Source organism: Sphingomonas sp. (assembly GCF_019635515.1).
In the GTDB taxonomy this organism is placed as follows: domain Bacteria; phylum Pseudomonadota; class Alphaproteobacteria; order Sphingomonadales; family Sphingomonadaceae; genus Sphingomonas.
Genome location: NZ_JAHBZI010000001.1, coordinates 25,927 through 43,160 on the forward strand (window position 1 = coordinate 25,927; position 17,234 = coordinate 43,160).

The 17,234-nt window shown below is 66.1% G+C and carries 21 protein-coding genes; 13 read left to right on the forward strand and 8 right to left on the reverse strand.

Annotated features, from left to right (window positions below):
* Nucleotides 1-9: 9 nt before the first annotated feature.
* The 8 genes from KF730_RS00165 to KF730_RS00200 form a co-directional block, all read right to left on the reverse strand.
* Nucleotides 10-771: a FliA/WhiG family RNA polymerase sigma factor gene (locus tag KF730_RS00165; protein WP_294091433.1), complete on the reverse strand. Its 762-nt coding sequence runs from the start codon at nucleotides 769-771 to the stop codon at nucleotides 10-12.
* Nucleotides 768-2,783: a flagellar biosynthesis protein FlhA gene (gene flhA, locus KF730_RS00170; protein ID WP_294095615.1), complete on the reverse strand. Its 2,016-nt coding sequence runs from the start codon at nucleotides 2,781-2,783 to the stop codon at nucleotides 768-770. Before flhA ends, KF730_RS00165 begins: the two co-directional genes overlap by 4 nt.
* A 72-nt stretch (nucleotides 2,784-2,855) precedes the next feature.
* Nucleotides 2,856-3,752: a lytic transglycosylase domain-containing protein gene (locus KF730_RS00175; protein ID WP_294091435.1), complete on the reverse strand. Its 897-nt coding sequence runs from the start codon at nucleotides 3,750-3,752 to the stop codon at nucleotides 2,856-2,858.
* A gap of 85 nt (nucleotides 3,753-3,837) precedes the next feature.
* Nucleotides 3,838-4,149 (reverse strand): flagellar protein FlgN, encoded by a 312-nt coding sequence (locus KF730_RS00180; RefSeq protein ID WP_294091436.1) that lies wholly within the window; start codon nucleotides 4,147-4,149, stop codon nucleotides 3,838-3,840.
* Complete coding sequence (gene flgM / locus KF730_RS00185; protein WP_294091437.1) at nucleotides 4,142-4,429, reverse strand: flagellar biosynthesis anti-sigma factor FlgM; 288 nt, start codon at nucleotides 4,427-4,429, stop codon at nucleotides 4,142-4,144. The genes KF730_RS00180 and flgM overlap by 8 nt, the downstream gene beginning before the upstream one ends.
* A gap of 69 nt (nucleotides 4,430-4,498) precedes the next feature.
* On the reverse strand, nucleotides 4,499-5,035 hold the full coding sequence (locus tag KF730_RS00190) for a flagella basal body P-ring formation protein FlgA (RefSeq protein WP_294091438.1): 537 nt from the start codon (nucleotides 5,033-5,035) through the stop codon (nucleotides 4,499-4,501).
* 56 nt (nucleotides 5,036-5,091) lie between these two features.
* Nucleotides 5,092-5,589: a flagellar motor protein MotB gene (locus tag KF730_RS00195; protein ID WP_294091439.1), complete on the reverse strand. Its 498-nt coding sequence runs from the start codon at nucleotides 5,587-5,589 to the stop codon at nucleotides 5,092-5,094.
* Nucleotides 5,586-6,254, reverse strand: a complete 669-nt coding sequence (locus KF730_RS00200; protein ID WP_294091441.1) for a MotA/TolQ/ExbB proton channel family protein — start codon at nucleotides 6,252-6,254, stop codon at nucleotides 5,586-5,588. Before KF730_RS00200 ends, KF730_RS00195 begins: the two co-directional genes overlap by 4 nt.
* Before the next feature lie 212 nt (nucleotides 6,255-6,466).
* Here KF730_RS00200 and flgB point away from each other — a divergent pair, with 212 nt between their 5' ends.
* From flgB to KF730_RS00265, 13 genes are all read left to right on the forward strand, one after another.
* The gene (gene flgB, locus KF730_RS00205; RefSeq protein ID WP_294091442.1) at nucleotides 6,467-6,814 is read left to right on the forward strand and encodes a flagellar basal body rod protein FlgB; all 348 of its coding nucleotides are present in this window, start codon (nucleotides 6,467-6,469) and stop codon (nucleotides 6,812-6,814) included.
* 2 nt (nucleotides 6,815-6,816) lie between these two features.
* Nucleotides 6,817-7,227 (forward strand): flagellar basal body rod protein FlgC, encoded by a 411-nt coding sequence (gene flgC, locus KF730_RS00210; protein ID WP_294091444.1) that lies wholly within the window; start codon nucleotides 6,817-6,819, stop codon nucleotides 7,225-7,227.
* A gap of 2 nt (nucleotides 7,228-7,229) precedes the next feature.
* The gene (locus KF730_RS00215) at nucleotides 7,230-7,922 is read left to right on the forward strand and encodes a flagellar hook assembly protein FlgD (RefSeq protein WP_294091445.1); all 693 of its coding nucleotides are present in this window, start codon (nucleotides 7,230-7,232) and stop codon (nucleotides 7,920-7,922) included.
* 24 nt (nucleotides 7,923-7,946) lie between these two features.
* Entirely contained in the window at nucleotides 7,947-9,254 is a 1,308-nt protein-coding gene (locus tag KF730_RS00220; protein ID WP_294091446.1) for a flagellar hook protein FlgE, read from the forward strand.
* 26 nt (nucleotides 9,255-9,280) lie between these two features.
* On the forward strand, nucleotides 9,281-10,027 hold the full coding sequence (flgF, locus tag KF730_RS00225; RefSeq protein ID WP_294091447.1) for a flagellar basal-body rod protein FlgF: 747 nt from the start codon (nucleotides 9,281-9,283) through the stop codon (nucleotides 10,025-10,027).
* Nucleotides 10,028-10,039: 12 nt separating this feature from the next.
* Nucleotides 10,040-10,828 (forward strand): flagellar basal-body rod protein FlgG, encoded by a 789-nt coding sequence (gene flgG / locus KF730_RS00230; RefSeq protein WP_294091448.1) that lies wholly within the window; start codon nucleotides 10,040-10,042, stop codon nucleotides 10,826-10,828.
* A gap of 58 nt (nucleotides 10,829-10,886) precedes the next feature.
* Nucleotides 10,887-11,537 (forward strand): flagellar basal body L-ring protein FlgH, encoded by a 651-nt coding sequence (locus tag KF730_RS00235; protein WP_294095617.1) that lies wholly within the window; start codon nucleotides 10,887-10,889, stop codon nucleotides 11,535-11,537.
* Nucleotides 11,538-11,553: 16 nt separating this feature from the next.
* Nucleotides 11,554-12,648, forward strand: a complete 1,095-nt coding sequence (locus KF730_RS00240; protein WP_294091450.1) for a flagellar basal body P-ring protein FlgI — start codon at nucleotides 11,554-11,556, stop codon at nucleotides 12,646-12,648.
* Complete coding sequence (locus KF730_RS00245; RefSeq protein WP_365972747.1) at nucleotides 12,645-12,995, forward strand: rod-binding protein; 351 nt, start codon at nucleotides 12,645-12,647, stop codon at nucleotides 12,993-12,995. The genes KF730_RS00240 and KF730_RS00245 overlap by 4 nt, the downstream gene beginning before the upstream one ends.
* Complete coding sequence (flgK, locus tag KF730_RS00250) at nucleotides 12,992-14,323, forward strand: flagellar hook-associated protein FlgK (RefSeq protein ID WP_294091451.1); 1,332 nt, start codon at nucleotides 12,992-12,994, stop codon at nucleotides 14,321-14,323. The genes KF730_RS00245 and flgK overlap by 4 nt, the downstream gene beginning before the upstream one ends.
* A 5-nt stretch (nucleotides 14,324-14,328) precedes the next feature.
* Nucleotides 14,329-15,228 (forward strand): flagellar hook-associated protein FlgL, encoded by a 900-nt coding sequence (gene flgL, locus KF730_RS00255; RefSeq protein ID WP_294091452.1) that lies wholly within the window; start codon nucleotides 14,329-14,331, stop codon nucleotides 15,226-15,228.
* A gap of 96 nt (nucleotides 15,229-15,324) precedes the next feature.
* Nucleotides 15,325-16,188 (forward strand): flagellar motor stator protein MotA, encoded by an 864-nt coding sequence (gene motA / locus KF730_RS00260; RefSeq protein WP_294091453.1) that lies wholly within the window; start codon nucleotides 15,325-15,327, stop codon nucleotides 16,186-16,188.
* The gene (locus tag KF730_RS00265) at nucleotides 16,189-17,172 is read left to right on the forward strand and encodes a flagellar motor protein MotB (RefSeq protein WP_294091454.1); all 984 of its coding nucleotides are present in this window, start codon (nucleotides 16,189-16,191) and stop codon (nucleotides 17,170-17,172) included.
* Nucleotides 17,173-17,234: the final 62 nt, after the last annotated feature.

Genomic DNA, 17,234 nt, shown 5'->3' on the forward strand with positions numbered 1-17,234 from the left:
GGCGAAGCGCTATCCCAGCCGGCGCTGCAATCCGCGCTTGAGCCGGTCGTGTGCGCTCTTCTTGATCTGGCAGATGCGCGCTGCGCCGACGCCGATCACTTCGCCGATTTCCTCGAGATTGAGTTCCTCGACATAATAGAGCTGGATGACCATCTGCTCCTTCTCAGGCAGTTCGGCGATCGCCTCGATCAGCGCCTGGCGCTGGTCGGCGTCGGCGAGCTGGTCGAACGGGCTCGGCTCGTCGGACATGAACCAGGGGCTCTCGTCCGAATAGGTTTCGTCGATCGAATCGAAACGCACCGCCTCGGCGCTGGCATATTCGGCGCGAAGCTTCTCGGGAGTGACCCCCAGCCGTTCGGCGACCTGGATGTCGGTAGGGGCGCGGCCGAGCTCGATGGCGAGCGTCTTGAGCGTGTCCTGATAGGCCTTGCGCCGGCGCATCGCCCCGCGGGTCAGCGTCGCCTGACGGCGCAATTCGTCGATCATCGATCCGCGCAGGCGCGTCATCAGATATTGCTCGAACGTCACCTGCCCGCGGTCCTCGAAGCCATTCACGGCTTCGATCAGCGCGACCATGCCGATCTGGATCAGATCCTCGACCTCGACGATCGAGCTCATCGAGCCATGGATGTGCCAGGCGATGCGGCGCACCAACGGCAGATGCTTGCGCACCAGTGCCTCGGCGTCGCGCTTGGGCAGCGGCACGGGCGAATAGGTGAGCGGTGCGGCGGAGGCCATATCGGTCATCTTCCTGGGAGTGAAAGCGTTCATGCGGGCAGCGCCTCCGGCGCACCGATTACTGCGACAACCTCAACCGCCTTATCCTCCGGAACTTCGAAGAAACTCATAACGGGCGTGTCGGGAAGTACGGATTTGACCAGCTTTCTGATGGCGATGCGGATCGCGGGCTGGACGACGAGAACGAAGGGCTTGGCTTCGTTGACGAGCGGCTGCGCGGCGCGCTGCAGCGCATCGGCGATGCGGCGGCCGAGATCGGGCTCGATCGTGTGGCGGCGCGACGGGTCCGACCGGACCGCCTGGCCGAGCAAAGCTTCGAGCTGGCCTTCCAGTGTCATCACCCGAAGCGGCTCGCGCACGCCGCAGATCTTCTGGATGATCAGCGGCCCCAGCTCGGGTCGGATCAATTCCAGAATCTCTTCGGGATCGAGCGACTTCTGCGCGGCGACCGAAATCGCGGCGGCGATGCGGCGGAACTCCTTGAGCGGAATATTCTCGGCGAGCAGGCCGCGCAGCACCGTCGTCAGCGTCGTCAGCGACACCGGCTGCGGGCACAAAGCCGCGACCAGCGAAGCGGCGCGCTCCTTCAGGCCATCGAGCAGCGACTGGACCTCGTCGGGGCCGAGCAGATCGGCGGCGGACGAGACCAGGGCCTGGTTGAGATGCGTCGCGACGACGGTGCCCGGATCGACGACGAGATAGCCGGCGCCGGTCGCGGCATCGGCTTCGCCCTGCGGAATCCACACCGCGTCGAGCCCGAAGGTCGGATCCTTGACGCGCTTGCCGGCGAGGGTACCGACCGCCTGGCCGGTATCGAGCGCCAGCATCTCGTCGGGCGAGACCGAATCTTCGGCCATGACGACCCCGCCGATCGAGATGCGGTAGGTGAAGGGGGCGAGGTTGATATCGTCGCGGACGCGGACCTGCGGCACGACGAAGCCGAGCTCCTTGGAAAGCTGGCGGCGCACCCCGGTGATGCGGCCCATCAGCGGCCCGCCGCGGCGCTCGTCGACCAAAGGCACCAGGCCATAGCCGATGTCGAGCATCACCTGCATATTGTCGGTGACCTCATCCCAGCCGATCTTCGACTGGTCGACCGGTTCGGCGGCCACCGTTTCCATGGGCGGCGGACGGTTGGCGATCTGACGGAGGCGCCACGCGGCATAGCCGGCGGCGGCGGCGGCGGGCAGGATCACGAGATGCGGCATACCCGGCATCACGCCGAGCAGGCCGAGGATGATCGCGACCGGGGTCCAGGTCTTGTGGCTGCCGAACTGGGTGCCGATCTGGCCGGTCAGGTCATGCGTCGAGCTGACGCGGGTGACGATCGCGGCGGCGGCGATCGACAGCAGCAGCGCCGGGATCTGCGCGACCAGGGCGTCGCCGATCGCCAGCATGATATAATGCTGGGCGGCGTCACCGACCGCCATCTGGTGGCTGACGACCCCCAGTATGAGTCCGCCGATGATGTTGATCGCGAGGATCAGCAGGCCGGCGATCGCGTCGCCCTTCACGAACTTGGACGAACCGTCCATCGAACCGTAGAAATCGGCTTCGGTGCCAACCTCGATGCGGCGCGCGCGGGCTTCGTCGGGGGTCAGCAGGCCGGCGTTGAGATCGGCGTCGATCGCCATCTGCTTGCCGGGCAAGGCGTCGAGAGTGAAGCGCGCGCTGACTTCGGAGACGCGGCCCGCGCCCTTGGTCACCACGATCATGTTGATGATGACGATGACGGCGAAGACGACGATGCCGACGACATAGTCGCCGCCGATCAGGAATTTGCCGAAGGCCTCGATGACATGGCCGGCGGCGGCCTCGCCTTCATGGCCGTGGACCAGCACGACGCGCGTCGAGGCGACATTGAGGCCGAGGCGGAACAGGGTCGCGAACAGCAGCACGGTCGGGAAGGCCGAGAAGTCCAGCGGCTTCTGCGCGTTGAGCGCGACCATCAGCACCGCGAGGCTGATCATGATGTTCATGACGAAGAAGGCGTCGAGCAGGAAGGCCGGGATCGGCACCACCATCAGCGCGACGAGCAGCAGCATCGCGCCGGGAAGCGCGAAGCTGCGAAGCGACGAAGTGAAGCCCTTGGGCAGCGTCAAACCATTCACGGGCAATTACGCTCCCAGATTCGCGAGCATGAGATAGGCGAGCTTTGCCGTTTCGGGCGTGGGCCGCAGCGGATCGACCGAGCGCGTGAACGCGTCGCGGCGGGCGGCGAACGGGTCTGAATTGCCGTCCTTGCCGACATTGAGTTGAGCCAGCGTGGTCTCGACCCAGTGGCGATCGCGATCGACCGCGCCGGTACCGAGGATGACTTCGCTCTCGCCGAAATCGCTGAGTGGATCACTGGCCTGGGCGAAGCTGCCCGAAGCGCTGCCGGTCGCGCCGCCGGCGGCCGCGCCCGAATCGAGCTTGCCGGCGAAGCGGGTATAGATTTCGGAGAGCGTGCGCGGCTGGCCGTTCGACGCGTAGAAGATGTTGCGGTTGGCGCGCGCGGCGGCGGGGAACATGCTGGCCCCGGTCCGGTCCGGGCTCGACGCCATCGTGTCGAGGAACCTGGTCGCGCCGCCCAGCCCCAGAAAGTGCGCCATATAGAGGTCGGTGCCGGTAGCCGGGCGGCCAAGCCGGCCCTCGAGCGCGTCCTTGTTGTCGGAAGCGTGCTCGGCGGCCATGATCGCCGCGGTCTGCGGATCGCTGCGCAGGTTTAGGATCGCCTGGCGGATGCCGGGATCGTTGACGATGTAGCGGCCGGAGCTGGTCTGCGTGATGCTGCCTGCCGCCCAGCCAAGGCCGTGCTCGCCGCCATGATCCTTGACCACGCCGAGCCAGCTTTGTTCGATGAACTGATAGAGGCCGGTCGCCGAGGAGGTGCCGGCGCGCGCGTCGGGGCGGAGACCGCTCTCGACCTGTGCCTGCCCGAGCAGATAATTGAAGTCGATGCCGGTCTTGCGGCTCGCGGCTGCGATGGCGCCCTGGACGCTCGCTTTGCTGTTGACCGAAACTACGCTCATCGTGTGGCTGACCTGTTGCCCATGGTTCGGGCGTGATCAGCAAGGAGCGTGCCAGTTTTATCTCCCCGGCACGGGGAGGATCAATTTAAGCCAGCGCGTAGCCCTGCACGCCGTAGGACGGCGCGTCCTGACCGGAAAGAACTTGCAGGCGGCGGCGAACATTTGCCGTCATCAGGTTGACATAGATGCGGCAGGTCTCGTTGAGGCGGTGGGCCTCGGCGGCGAGCTGCTTCACCTCTGCCGACGGCGCTTCGCCGTCATAGAGCGCGACGGTATCGATCGCGCCCAATTTGTCGCGCGTCGCGGCCTCCAACGCCCCCACGTCATTGGCCTTCAGCGCCGCGATTTCGGCGTGGAGCGCTTCGATCACCCCAATCAAAGCGTCCCGCCTATTCATTTGGGTTCCACTGCATCTTGAGTGCAAGGAGCCTGTCGGCGATGGTCGAGGGAACCAGCGGGAAATTGCCGTCCTCGATCGCCTTCTTGATCTTGGCGACGCGCTCGCTGTCGACCGGCGGCTTGGCCGCCATGTTCGCGGTCAGCTCGCTGGCCGCGGTCTGGACGACCGGAGCCGCCTTCTCGACCGTGCCCGCTTCCGTCACCCGGTTGAGGGCGTTGACCGACGACACCGCCCGAGCGGTTACCGCGCCAGTCTTGATGCCAATCGGATCCACCATGCTCGCTATCCCTAGCTATGCTTGCAACGAGTAGAACGGTCGCGTTTCGGGGAACTTTAATAAAAAAATTCAATTCCCCGCTGTGGAAAGGGTGGCGCGCCCGGATTCAACCGCAATCGCCTGAATCGGCGGCTTTTTCTCATCCATCCTGATCGTCAGCCTTCCGCCTGCGGGGGCGTCGCTCATGGCGATTCCTTCGCGGGTGATCGAAAAACCTGCGGCATTTACCTCCACCGATACGGCGTCGCCGCGGCGGATTACCGGTTCGGCCTTCACCACCGGCGGCGCTTTGGCCATCGGAGCGGCGGCGACCGGTGCCGCCTTGGGCTGGGGTACGGCGTTGACCGGCACGAAAATCCGCCAGCCCGGTGCCATGCAGCGCACCACCACCGCGTCCTGTGCGGGCGTATGCCATTCGAGCTGCGGCGCAGCGCAGCTGGCGAGCTTGAGGCGGTTGTCGACCGGCGCGCGGGCGCCGCCGATTTCGCCGATCGCCTTGCCGGTGAACTGCGCAACGATGGTGTCGAGCATCTGGGTCGACTGGAATTCGCCGGCCGCAGCGGGGGCGGAGGCGAGGAACAGCGAGGTAAGTGCGAGGAGCAACATGGTCTTCTCCGTGACGAAATATGTGTGGCGGCAAGCGCCGTTTGCCGGGCGGCAGATCATTGCCGGTCCCCTTCGAAGCCCAGGGTGAGAACCGCACGGCGCTGGCCGGTGGCGGTGGCGATCTGGATGCGGGCGGGCGAGACGCCCGATGCGACGAGCAGGGTGGCGACCGCGCGGGCGCGGTCGGCGGCGAGGATCGCGCCGCTGCCGGTGGCGGGATCGACGTCCTGCGACGAGCCATCGACTTCGCCGGTGATCTTGAGCCGGGTGCGCGGATCGCCCGCCGCAGCATATGCCCAGTCGCGCGCGGCGGTGCTGTCGCCGGGGACGGCCGACCCGGGGGCGAAGCCGCCGACCAGCGCCATCTCCACTGGCATCGCGGCCTCGGTCTCGGCCGCGCCGAAGCCGGCCCGCAAACTCGCAGCGAACGCCTTGCCGTCCATCTGATTGGCCTGGAGGAAGACGAAGAAACCCACGAGCAGCAGCGCCAGATCGGCGAGCGTCATCAGCCATACCGGGCGCGCCGGCGGTTCGTCTTCGAAAAGCGCATTCATGCCGCGACCTCGCGCAGGCCGCGTGCCGCTGGCTCGACGCTGGCAAGCGCGGCGAGCGGCAGCTCGAGCCGGGCGCGTTCCTGCGCCTCGTGCCGGCTCTGCCGCTTGAGCCGCGAAGCGACGGGCAGGGCGACCAGACTGGCGAGGATCGCGCCATAGAGGGTGGTAAGCAGCGCCACCGCCATCGCGCTGCCGATCGTGGCCGGGTCCTTCATCGCCACGAACATGCCGACAAGGCCGATCAGCGTGCCGATCATGCCCATTGCCGGGGCGACTTCGGCCATGCCGGTCCAGACATCGGCGGCGGCGCGGTGCCGCTCGTAGCGCGACATCCGGCGGTGCTGAAGCAATACCGCGACATCGGCGGGCGAGGCGCCATCGACCGCGGCTTCCACCGCCGCCGCGATATCGGCATCGGCGATCACCGAGCGGTCGAGCGCGATAAGCCCGTGCCGCCGGGCGATCCGGGTCAGGGCGGTGATCTGGCTCAGCAACGGATCGGCGTCGAAGCGCTTGCGGCCGAGCACGCGCAGCGCCGAGACACTGCGGGCGAGATCGCCAAGCGGGGTTCGCAGCACCACGGCAAGCGCGGTGCCGCCGCCGACAATGCCAAGGGCGAGCGGATCGAGGAACGGCGCAAGGCCGGGGAATGCTGACAAGTCCATGCGCTCGCGGATGCAAAGGGCGGGCCAAACGTATGTCCCCCGAGAGCGGCGTTTATGGCCCGGCAGTTACGGCAATCGCCTGCCGCCGCGACCGGCAAGATGTTGCCGCCTTTGCCGCCTTCTCTGGAGATCATACCAATTTCACCGGCTTGATCGAAACTGGCACGGCCATTGCAGGTATACCCGCGAACTTTTTGTGCGGGAGACCCGTAATGGCCAACGACAGCCTCTTCGGCGTACACGGCGCAGCGCTGGCGGTGCGTTCGCAGCGCATGGGCGTGCTCGCGTCGAACATCGCGAACGCATCGACGCCGGGCTACAAGGCCAAGGACATCGACTTCCAGGCCGCGCTGGCTTCGGCCGAGACCGGATCGATCGACGGCGCCATCGACAATGCCACGCTCTATCGCGTGCCGCTCCAGCCTTCGCAGGACGGCAACACCGTCGAGCTCGCCACCGAGCAGACCGCCTTCGCGGAAAACGCCGTCGCCTATCAGACGACGCTCGCCTTCCTCAACGGCCGCATCAACACCATCACCCGCGCGCTCAGGGGAGAATAAGCATGGGTAACAATCCCCTCTCGATCTTCCAGGTATCCGGCCGCGCGATGAGCGCGCAGCTGGTGCGGATGAACACCACCGCGTCGAACCTGGCCAATGCCAACACCGTCGCGTCGAGCCCCCAGGCCGCCTATCGCACGATCAAGCCGGTGTTCCGCACCGCCTTCGACGAAGCCAGCGGCATGTCGACGGTCGATGTCGAGCAGATCGTCACCGCCGGCGCCGAGCCGACCAAGCGCTACGATCCGGGCAACCCGATGGCCGACAAGGACGGCAATGTCTGGGAGTCCGCAGTCGATGAGACGCGCGAGCTGGTCGATATGCTCGAGACCGCGCGCACCTATCAGAACAATGTCGAGGTGATGCAGACTGCCAAGCAGCTGATCACCGACACCCTCAAGCTGGGCCGCTGATCATGGCAACTTCCTTCGATTCCACGCTCGCCAATCTCGGTATCTCGCGCACCGGCGCGGCCACCGCCGCCAAGGACACGGCCAAGCTCGGCAATGCGAACATGGACCAGGGCGACTTCCTGCGCCTGATGACCGCGCAGCTGAAGAACCAGGATCCGTTCTCACCCGTCGACAACAGCCAGATGGTCGCCCAGATGGCGCAATTCTCGTCGCTGGCCGGCATTAGCGAAATGAACACCACGCTCAAGGCGATTTCCGACCGCCTCAACGGCACCTCGCCGGGCGATGCGATGTCGTGGATCGGCCGCACTGTGCTGACCGCCGGCAACACCGCCTATCCGCGTATCGATGGCTCGGTCGGCGGCACGATCGATCTCGCCGCCGATGCCGCCAATGTCACCGTCACTATCGAGGGGCCGAACGGCGCGCTGCTGCGCACCGTCGATCTCGGCGCGCAGAGCAAGGGCGCGATCGATTTCGAATGGGACGGCACCACCGATACCGGCGAAGCCGCCGGTCCCGGACCCTACACGATCCGCGTCGGCGCCCGCAATGCCGCCGGAACCGCCGTTTCAGCGACCCCGCTCGTCTGGGCGCCGGTCACTTCCGTCACGCTGGGCAGCGATGGCTCCCCGGTTCTCACCCTTCCCGGCCTCGGCCAGGTTCCCGTCTCCGCCGTCCGCAAGATCGGCTGAGCCCCCAAGTAAGGAGCATTAGTAATGTCGTTTTTCACTTCCTTGAGCGGGCTTCAGGCCGCGCAGACCGATATGTCGACGATCTCGCACAACCTCGCGAACGTCTCGACCAATGGCTTCAAGCGCTCGACGACCCAGTTCGCCGACGTCATCGCCTCGACCGCCAATTCGAACCCGACCCAGATGGTCGGCTCGGGTACCGTCGCGAAGTCGGTTCGCCAGCAGTTCAGCCAGGGCGGCTATACCCAGTCGAGCTCGGCGCTCGACATCGCCATCTCGGGCGACGGCTTCTTCGCGGTCAAGGGTGATGGCAAGGGCGTCAACTTCACCCGTAACGGCAGCTTCTCGATCGACAGCGACCGCTATGTGACCGATGCGCAGGGCAACAAGCTGCAGGTTTATCCGGTCGATGGTTCGGGCGCGGTGGTCGCGACCGGCATCGATTCGACCGTTGGTCTCCGCATGCCACAGACCAGCGGCACGCCGCAGGCGACCGAGAATGTCGGCCTGTCGCTCAACCTCTCGGCCAATTCGACGATTCCCAAGGACGCGGCGCGCTTCTCCAGCGACACGCCCTATGCGTTCAATCGCTTTGATCCGGGCACCTATAACCAGTCGGCCCAGACGACGATCTACGATGCCAACGGCAACGCGCTGACGCTGACCAACTATTTCGTCCGCGACACCACGCCGACGACCAGCGACCCGACCAGCACCTGGAAGGTCTATTCGTTCGTCGGCGATCAGCAGCTCGACGCCAATGGCGGCACCACCGGCACCAGTGCGACGCCGCTGACGCTGACCTTCGATTCGACCGGCAAGCTCACTTCGCCGAGCGCGCCGGTCGAGTTCAGCGGCTTCCTCGCGCCGGGCGCGACGTCGGAGCAGGTGCTGAACTTCGATCTCGGCAACGCCACCACCCAGGTCGGTTCGCCGTTCAGCGTCAACGCGCGCAGCCAGGATGGCGCCGCCGTCGGCCAGTTCGAAGGCGTGACCGTCGGTGACGACGGCATTGTCCGCGCCAGCTTCTCGAACGGCGACACGCAGCCGCTCGGCAAGGTCGTGCTCGCCAACTTCGCCAATCCCTCGGGCCTGCGCCAGCTCGGCAACTCGACCTGGGCGTCGACCGGGCTTTCCGGCGAAGCGCGCCTCGGCGAGCCGGGCGCCAACGGCTTTGGCGGACTGATGTCGGGCGCGGTCGAGCGTTCGAACGTCGATATCACCGAGGAACTGGTCGGCCTGATCGCCGCGCAGCGCAACTTCCAGGCGAATGCCAAGGCGCTCGATACGGCGAGCCAGATCTCGCAGACCATCTTCAACATCCGCAGCTGATTTAGCCGCTTAGGGAAACCCAGGGCATGGACCGTCTCGTCTATACCGCACTATCCGGGCTCAAGAGCCAGATGTCGGCGCAGTCGACGATCGCGAACAACATCGCGAACGCCTCGACCATCGGCTACCGCGCCGATCGCGTCAGCTTCGACCGGATGGTGCTGCAGCAGCAAGGCGCTCTCAACTCGCGCGATCTCGCCGCCGAGGAAGTCAACGACTTCGATCGCCGCGCGGGAACGATCGTCCAGACCGGCAAGCCGCTCGACATGGCGGTGACGACCGATAGCTGGATCGCGGTCCAGGCCCGAGACGGCAGTGAAGCCTATACGAGGCGCGGCGACCTTAACGTCGCGGCTTCGGGCGTGTTGGAAACCGGCGACGGTTTCCCGGTGATGGGGTCGGGGGGCCCCATCACCGTGCCGCCCTACCAGTCCATCGCCATCGCCGATGACGGCACGATCACGATCGTGCCTCCCGGGGGCGACGCCAGCCAGCCGCAGGTGCTCGACAAGATCAAGCTGGCGAGCGCCGACGGCAGCCAGACCGTCAAGGGCCTCGACAATCTTCTCCATGTGAAGGGCGGCGGCGTGCTGCCCGACGACATGGAAGCCAAATGCGTTTCGGGCTCGCTCGAGCAGTCGAACGTCAATCTCACCCAGGCGCTGGTCGACATGATCGAGAACCAGCGCAGCTATGAAGTGCAGGCGAACCTTCTGAAGGAAGCCAAGACCATGGACGAGGGCGGTGCATCGCTGATGCGCGTCTCGGCATAAGGAGTAAGACAGATGGGTTCATCGGCAATGCACATCGCGCGGACCGGGCTCGACGCCCAGGATACGCGCATGCGGGTCATCTCGAACAACCTCGCCAACGTGAACACCACGGGCTTCAAGCGCGACCGCGCCTCGTTCCAGACCCTGGCCTATCAGGTCGTGACCGCGCCCGGCGCGGCATCGACCGCGGAAACCAAATACGCGACCGGCCTCAATCTCGGTACCGGCGTGCGCGTGCAGGGGACCGCCCGCATCGAGACTCAGGGCTCGCTCCAGACTACGGGCAACGCGTTCGACCTCGCTCTGGACGGCAATGGCTATTTCCAGGTGCAGATGCCCGGCGGCCAGCTCGGCTATACCCGCGCCGGCAATTTCAGCCGCTCGCCCGAAGGCATGCTGATCACCTCCGAAGGCTATCAGGTAATGCCCGGCATCACCGTGCCCGAAGGCGCGACCTCGATCACCATCGGTACCGACGGCACCGTCTCGGCGACGCTGCAGGGCCAGGCCGAGGCCAGCCAGATCGGCCAGATCCAGATCGCCAGCTTCGCCAACCCGGCGGGCCTGCAGGCGGCCGGCGACAATTATCTCATCGAGACCTCGGCTTCGGGCGCGGTCAGCATGGGCAATGCCGGCGAGGAAGGCCGTGGCCGCATCCGTCAGGGAATGCTCGAAGGATCGAACGTCAATGTCGTCGAGGAGCTCGTCGACATGATCGAGACCCAGCGCGCCTATGAGGTCAATTCGAAGATGATCTCGGCGACCGACGAGATGCTCAAATATGTCAACCAGAACATTTGAGGCGGCACTGATGAAGTTTCTCACAGGCCTCGCCGTCGGTTCGCTCATCGCCTGTGCGATGGGCTTCTCCGCCACGCCCGCCCAGGCGCAGTTCCTAGGCATCGGCAAGAAGAAGGCGAAGGAGGATTTTTCGGCTACCATGCCCGCGCAGGTGCCGGTCGTCGCCGCGCCCGCCAATGGCGGCATCTTCCAGGCGAGCGATGGCTATGCCGCGCTCTACGAGGGCACGCGCGCGCGCCGTGTCGGCGATCCGCTGACCATCGTCCTGGTCGAGCGCACCAGCGCGTCCAAATCCGCGGGCTCGAAGCTCGATTCGAGCGGCGGCTTCTCGATAACGCCGCCGAGCACGGGCAATCTCTCGCTGTTCAAGTCCACCGACGCCAGCGTCAGCGGCAGCCGCAACTTCAACGGCTCGGGCAGCGCCGATCAGGCCAATGCCCTGTCCGGCGAAGTCAGCGTGACCGTCGCGGCGGTCTATCCCAACGGGACGATGCTCGTGCAGGGCCAGAAGCGGGTGACCCTCAATCGCGGCGACGAGTTCGTCCAGATCAAGGGCCTGATTCGCATCGCCGATATCGACGCGAACAACCGTGTGCCGAGCACCCGCGTCGCCGATGCCCGCATCGCCTACACCGGCAAGGGCGATGTCGCCCGCGCCAGCCGTCAGGGCTGGCTCAGCCGGTTCTTCTCCGTGATCAGCCCCTTCTAGGCCGGGACCAAATCATATGATCCGCACTCTTCTCGCGCTTGTCGTGCTCGCCTTCGCCGCCCAGCCGGCGGTGGCGCAGCGCGTCAAGGACCTCGGCAGCTTCCAGGGCATCCGCTCGAACCAGTTGACCGGTTACGGTGTGGTGGTCGGCCTGCCTGGTACCGGCGACGACAATCTCGAATATACCGTCCAGTCGATGAAAGGCGTCGCCGCGCGCTTCGGCCTCAACCTGCCGCAAGGCGTGGCGCCGGGCCTCAAGAACGCGGCGGTGGTGATGATCACCGCCGAGCTGCCGCCGTTCGCCAAACCGGGCCAGAAGCTTGACATCACCGTCTCGTCGATGGGCAAGGCCAAGTCGTTGCGCGGCGGTACGTTGATCCTGACCCCGCTACAGGGCGCCGATGGCCAGATCTACGCGATGGCGCAGGGCAACCTCGCCGTCTCGGGGTTGGGCGCCGAGGGCAAGGACGGATCGTCGGTGGTGGTCAACATCCCGTCTTCGGGCCGCATCCCCGAGGGCGCCACGGTCGAGCGCGCGGTCGATACCGGCTTCGACAAGGCGCCGTTCCTGACCTTCAACCTCCAGCGCGCCGATTTCACCACCGCGCAGCGCGTGCAGGACGCGATCAACGCCCGTTTCGGCGGCGCGCGTGCCCGCGCGATCGATGGCGTCTCGATCGCGATTTCCGCGCCCGAGGGCCGCGACGTGCGCGCCGAATTGATGAGCGAAATCGAGAATCTGACAGTCGAGGCAGCCGAAGCGCCGGCCAAGGTAATCGTTAACGCGCGCACCGGCACGGTGGTCATCAACTCGGCCGTCCGGGTCAGCCCGGCCGCGGTAACACATGGTAAACTCACTGTTCGTATTGATGAAGCCCAACAGGTTTCGCAGCCTTTGCCGTTTAGCAAGGGTGAGACCAAGACCGAGGAGCATTCCACGGTCGGCGTCGAAGAGGAGAAGCGCCCGATGTTCCTGCTCGATCCCGGCCCCAAGCTGGCCGATGTCGTCAAGGCGGTGAACGCCATCGGCGCGTCGCCGGCCGATCTGGTCGCGATCCTCGAGGCACTCAAGCAAGCCGGCGCGCTCAAGGCGGAGTTGATCATACTGTGACCCACATCGCGCCCATCGGCAGCACCGCCATCAACACCGGTGGCGGCGTGTCCGCGGACACGTCGCGCCTCGCCTCGAAAGAGAACCTCGAAGCCGCCGGCCAGCGCTTCGAGGCGATCTTCGTTGGCATGATGCTGAAGTCGATGCGGGCTGCAAAGCTGGGCGACGGGCTGTTCGACAGCAAGGCGCAGGAGCAGTTCCGCGACATGCAGGACGACAAGCTCGCCCAATCGATGGCGGCGCATGCGCCGATCGGAATCGGCAAGGCGATGACCGAATTCCTCGCCAAGGCCGCCGGCACCGAAGGTGCCGCGGCCGCCAAGCCTGAAGGGAGCGCGACGCCATGAGCGACATGTTGTCGATCGCGGCATCGGGACTGCGCGCCTATCAGACCGCGCTGACCACGACGTCGGAGAACATCGCCAATGCCGGCACCACCGGCTATGTCCGCCGCACCTCGAACGTGCGCGAGGTCTCGGCCACGGGGGTCACCAACACCAACGGCATGGGCGTCGTGGTGTCGGGCATCGCCCGCCAGACCGACGTGTATCGCGCGGGCCAGGTCCGTCTCGCGAGTACCGATCTCGGCCGCAGCCAGACCGCAGCGACCTGGCTCGACCGCGTCCAGGGCGCACTGACCGGTAACCAGCTGAGCGGCCAGCTCACCAATTTCTTCATTTCCGCGCGCACCGCCGCCGCGGATCCGTCGAATCTCGGCCCGCGCCAGGCGATGCTCGAAGCGGCGTCCAGCGTCGCGGCGGGCTTCACCGCGACCGGCAACGCGCTCGACGCGGCGATGGCCGATCTCGACGCCACCGCCGATGCCGCGGTCAACCAGCTCAGCGGGCTCGGGGCCACGCTCGCACGCGTCAATTTCGCGCTCGGCAATGTCGCGCCGAACACCAGCAATGCCGCTTCCCTGCTCGATCAGCGCGATCAGCTGCTCGAACAGATGAGCGCGATCACCGACATCAACGTCTCGCTCGACGCAACCGGCCGCGCGGTCGTCCGCCAGGGTGGCGCAACCGGGCCGGTGCTGGTCCAGGGCGTGTCGTCGGCGACCGTCACCGCCGTGCGCAACAGCGCGGGGGCGATGTCCTATTCGGCGTTTCTCGATGGCGGCGTCCAGGCGCTGACGCCCTCGGGTGGCGTGCTTGCCGGGATCGGCGAAGGCGCCGCGGCGATCGCCAGCGCGCGCAGCCAGCTCAACACGTTGGCCCAGACCTTCGCGCAGGGCGTCAACGCCGTGCAGGCCGGTGGCGACGATCTGTCGGGCAATGCCGGCGCGGCGATGTTCACGATCGGCGATCCGGCGTCGAACCTGACGCTGGCGCTCAACGATCCGCGGGCGATCGCCGGCGCGGGGACCGGCAAGGGCGCGCGCGACAACAGCAATTTCCTGGCGCTCGACGCGATCCGCACCGCCAATGGCGCCGAGCAGGGCCTCACCAATCTGATCACCGCCAATGGCGGCGCGCTCAACGCTCGCAATGCGGTGGTCGATGCCCAGACCGCGATCCGTGACAATGCCGTTGCCGCGCGCGATGGCGTGACCGGGGTCAATATCGACGAGGAGGCGGTCGATCTGATCCGCTTCCAGCAGGCGTATCAGGCATCGGGCCGCGTCATCCAGGTGGCGCGCGAAGTGCTGCAATCCATCTTCGAGATCAGGTAACCGCCATGCGTGTATCCACTTCGCAAACCTATCAGCGCTCGATGGCGCTGATGTCGAACCTGTCGACGCTCGCGGACAAGCAGCAGGGGCAGATCGCCACCGGCAAGAAGGTGGTCAACGCGTCCGACGCGCCCGGCGCCTATCGCCAGCTCGCGACGCTGAAGCGCGCCGACGCCAACGACCAGGCCTATGCCAAGAATGTCGCGACCGCGCAGGGCATCCTCGATCAGGCCGACGACACGCTTTCCGATATCGAGACCCAGATCCAGCGCGCACAGGAGCTGTTCACCAAGGCGGGCAACGGCACGCTTACCGAATCGGACCGCAATTCGATCGGTAAGGAACTCGAGTCGATCCGCGACACGCTGTTCGCGCTCGCCAACGCCCGCGACAGCCGCGGCCAGCCGATCTTCGGCGGCGCGACCGGCGACCTGCCGTTCGCCAAGGCGGCGGACGGCACGATCACCTATGTCAGCAGCGGCGAGCCTTCGGGCATCCCGATCGGCGATCAGCTGACCATGCAGGTCGGCACCACCGGCGACCGCGCCTTCGCGGCCGACAGCACCACCAACATCTTCGGCGTGATCTCGCAATTCACCGCCGCGCTCAGCTCGGGCGGCGACGTCAAGGCGGCCGCCAATACCGCCGCCAGCAGCATGACCGACGCGCTTGCCAATGTGACGGCGGCGCACGCCTCGATCGGTGCGCGCGGCACCCGGCTGCAGATGGTGGCCGATCAGCTCGATTATGCGGCGACGGCGCGCGACGATGCGCGTTCGGCGGTCGAGGACGTCGATCTCGCCGCCACGATCTCCAATTTCCAGCAGACGCTGACGATCCTGCAGGCGACCCAGGCGAGCTTCACCAAGCTCACTGCGCTGTCATTGTTCGATTATCTGCGCTGAATCGGCGGTCCGGTAACGATTTAACCATGATTTTCCGCTGAAAGTGATGGCGAAGCGGTCGTTAACCCTAACGACCAACAGGGGGTTTCCAGACGCATGTTCGTAGCAATCGGCTTTGTTGTGCTGATCGCGATGGTCTTCGGGGGCTTCGCCTTTACGGGCGGAGCGCTGGGGCCGGTCATGCATGCGCTTCCCCATGAAATGCTGATCATCGGCGGCGCCGCGGTCGGCGCGCTGATCATCGGCAATTCGGGCAAGGAACTGAAGGCGCTGGGCGGTGGCTTCATGAAGGTCGTCAAGGGGCCGAAGTACAAGAAGCAGGATTATCTCGACACGATCTTCCTCGTCTCGAAGCTGATGAAGATGCTGCGCACCGAGGGCCCGATCGCGCTCGAGCCGCATGTCGAGGATCCGAAATCCTCCGCGATCTTCGCCGAATATCCGCGCCTGCTCGCCGATCACACGCTGATCAACCTGATCACCGATACGCTGCGCCTCGTCGTCGTCTCGTCGGGCACGCTCGACGTGCACGCGGTCGAGGACGTGATGGATAACGCCATCAAGACCCACCATCATGAAGTCCAGGGCCCGCAGGGCACGCTGCAATCGCTGGGCGACGCGCTGCCGGCGCTCGGCATCGTCGCGGCGGTGCTCGGCGTCGTCAAGACGATGGGCTCGATCGACAAGCCGCCGAGCATCCTCGGCGCGATGATCGGTTCGGCGCTGGTCGGCACCTTTCTCGGGGTGTTGCTTGCTTACGGCCTGGTCGGCCCGCTCGCCAATCGCCTTCAGCAGGTGATCGATGCCGACGCGGCGATCTACAATGTCGTCAAGCAGATCATCATCGCCTCGCTCCACGGCCATCCGCAGCCGCTGGTGATCGAAGCCGCGCGCTCGGGCATCGCCCATAGCAACCAGCCGAACTTCGGCGAGGTGTTCGACGGGCTGAGGGGCCGGTAAGTGGCCGGACGCGCTCCGCATGGGAGCAACCAGCCACCCAAGATCATCGTCAAGAAGGTCTATATCGAAGGGCATGGCGGCGGCCATCACGGCGGCGCCTGGAAGGTCGCCTATGCCGATTTCGTGACCGCGATGATGGCGTTCTTCCTGCTGATGTGGCTGCTCGGCGCTACCACCGAGAAGCAGCGCAAGGCGCTCGCCGACTATTTCGCGCCGACCCTGGTCGAATTCAGGCAGAACAGTGCCGGCTCGAACGGGCTGCTGCATGGCGACGCGCTCAACGCGCAGGAGAATTATCCCAATCGCGCCGGGCAGACCGGCACGCGCTCGATGACCGTTCCCGCCGGCGCCACCGGCGGCAAGGATGTCGGCACCGGCGAGAAGGGGACGCTCAAGGACCAGCGCGCATTGACCGCGCAGGACCAGCAGAACTTCTCGCGCGCCAGCCAGCGCCTGCAACAGCAGATGCGCGCCAATCCCAAGCTGTCGCGGCTCGCCAAGCACGTCCGCTTCGTCCAGACGCGCGACGGCATGCGGATCGACCTGGTCGACGATGCCAATTATTCGATGTTCGATGTCGGCACGACCGCGCTGGTGCCTGAAGCGGGCAACCTGATCGGGCTGATCGCGCAGTCGCTGGCCGGCATGGAGAATCCGATCATGATCCGCGGCCATACCGACAGCCTCGGCTATGGCGATCCGCGCAACATGAACAACTGGATGCTGTCGAGCGGCCGCGCCGAGGCGACGCGCCGGCGGCTGGCCGCGGGCGGGGTGCCCGAAAAGGCGTTCGACCGGATCGAGGGCGTCGCCGACCGCGAGCCGATGATCGTCGAGAATCCGATGGACCCGCGCAACCGCCGCGTTTCGATCACCCTGCTCTATCGCAAGACCGCGTTCGGCGATCAGCCGACGGGGCAGCGCTTCCGGCCGCAGCAGCCGGCGATCGACCTGCCGCCCAAGCCGACGGCAGGCGCGCACTAACCCCTTCTCGTGCTCCTGCGAAAGCAGGAGCCCAGGGTCACGATCGGAATCGCTCGATAACC

Excerpts from the sequence above, each read along its gene's own strand:
- KF730_RS00220 (WP_294091446.1), top strand. The coding sequence starts at position 7,947 with ATGTCGTTTTTCACTTCCTTGAGCGGGCTTCAGGCCGCGCAGACCGAT.
- flgL (WP_294091452.1), top strand. The coding sequence starts at position 14,329 with ATGCGTGTATCCACTTCGCAAACCTATCAGCGCTCGATGGCGCTGATG.
- flgK (WP_294091451.1), top strand. The coding sequence starts at position 12,992 with ATGAGCGACATGTTGTCGATCGCGGCATCGGGACTGCGCGCCTATCAG.
- flgF (WP_294091447.1), top strand. The coding sequence starts at position 9,281 with ATGGACCGTCTCGTCTATACCGCACTATCCGGGCTCAAGAGCCAGATG.
- KF730_RS00165 (WP_294091433.1), bottom strand. The coding sequence starts at position 771 with ATGAACGCTTTCACTCCCAGGAAGATGACCGATATGGCCTCCGCCGCA.
- flhA (WP_294095615.1), bottom strand. The coding sequence starts at position 2,783 with ATGCTGCTGCTCGTCGCGCTGATGGTGGTGCCGATCCCGGCCTTCCTG.
- flgG (WP_294091448.1), top strand. The coding sequence starts at position 10,040 with ATGGGTTCATCGGCAATGCACATCGCGCGGACCGGGCTCGACGCCCAG.
- KF730_RS00200 (WP_294091441.1), bottom strand. The coding sequence starts at position 6,254 with ATGGACTTGTCAGCATTCCCCGGCCTTGCGCCGTTCCTCGATCCGCTC.
- KF730_RS00240 (WP_294091450.1), top strand. The coding sequence starts at position 11,554 with ATGATCCGCACTCTTCTCGCGCTTGTCGTGCTCGCCTTCGCCGCCCAG.
- KF730_RS00195 (WP_294091439.1), bottom strand. The coding sequence starts at position 5,589 with ATGAATGCGCTTTTCGAAGACGAACCGCCGGCGCGCCCGGTATGGCTG.
- KF730_RS00190 (WP_294091438.1), bottom strand. The coding sequence starts at position 5,035 with ATGTTGCTCCTCGCACTTACCTCGCTGTTCCTCGCCTCCGCCCCCGCT.
- KF730_RS00235 (WP_294095617.1), top strand. The coding sequence starts at position 10,887 with ATGGGCTTCTCCGCCACGCCCGCCCAGGCGCAGTTCCTAGGCATCGGC.
- flgB (WP_294091442.1), top strand. The coding sequence starts at position 6,467 with ATGGCCAACGACAGCCTCTTCGGCGTACACGGCGCAGCGCTGGCGGTG.
- KF730_RS00180 (WP_294091436.1), bottom strand. The coding sequence starts at position 4,149 with ATGAATAGGCGGGACGCTTTGATTGGGGTGATCGAAGCGCTCCACGCC.
- flgC (WP_294091444.1), top strand. The coding sequence starts at position 6,817 with ATGGGTAACAATCCCCTCTCGATCTTCCAGGTATCCGGCCGCGCGATG.
- flgM (WP_294091437.1), bottom strand. The coding sequence starts at position 4,429 with ATGGTGGATCCGATTGGCATCAAGACTGGCGCGGTAACCGCTCGGGCG.
- motA (WP_294091453.1), top strand. The coding sequence starts at position 15,325 with ATGTTCGTAGCAATCGGCTTTGTTGTGCTGATCGCGATGGTCTTCGGG.
- KF730_RS00215 (WP_294091445.1), top strand. The coding sequence starts at position 7,230 with ATGGCAACTTCCTTCGATTCCACGCTCGCCAATCTCGGTATCTCGCGC.
- KF730_RS00175 (WP_294091435.1), bottom strand. The coding sequence starts at position 3,752 with ATGAGCGTAGTTTCGGTCAACAGCAAAGCGAGCGTCCAGGGCGCCATC.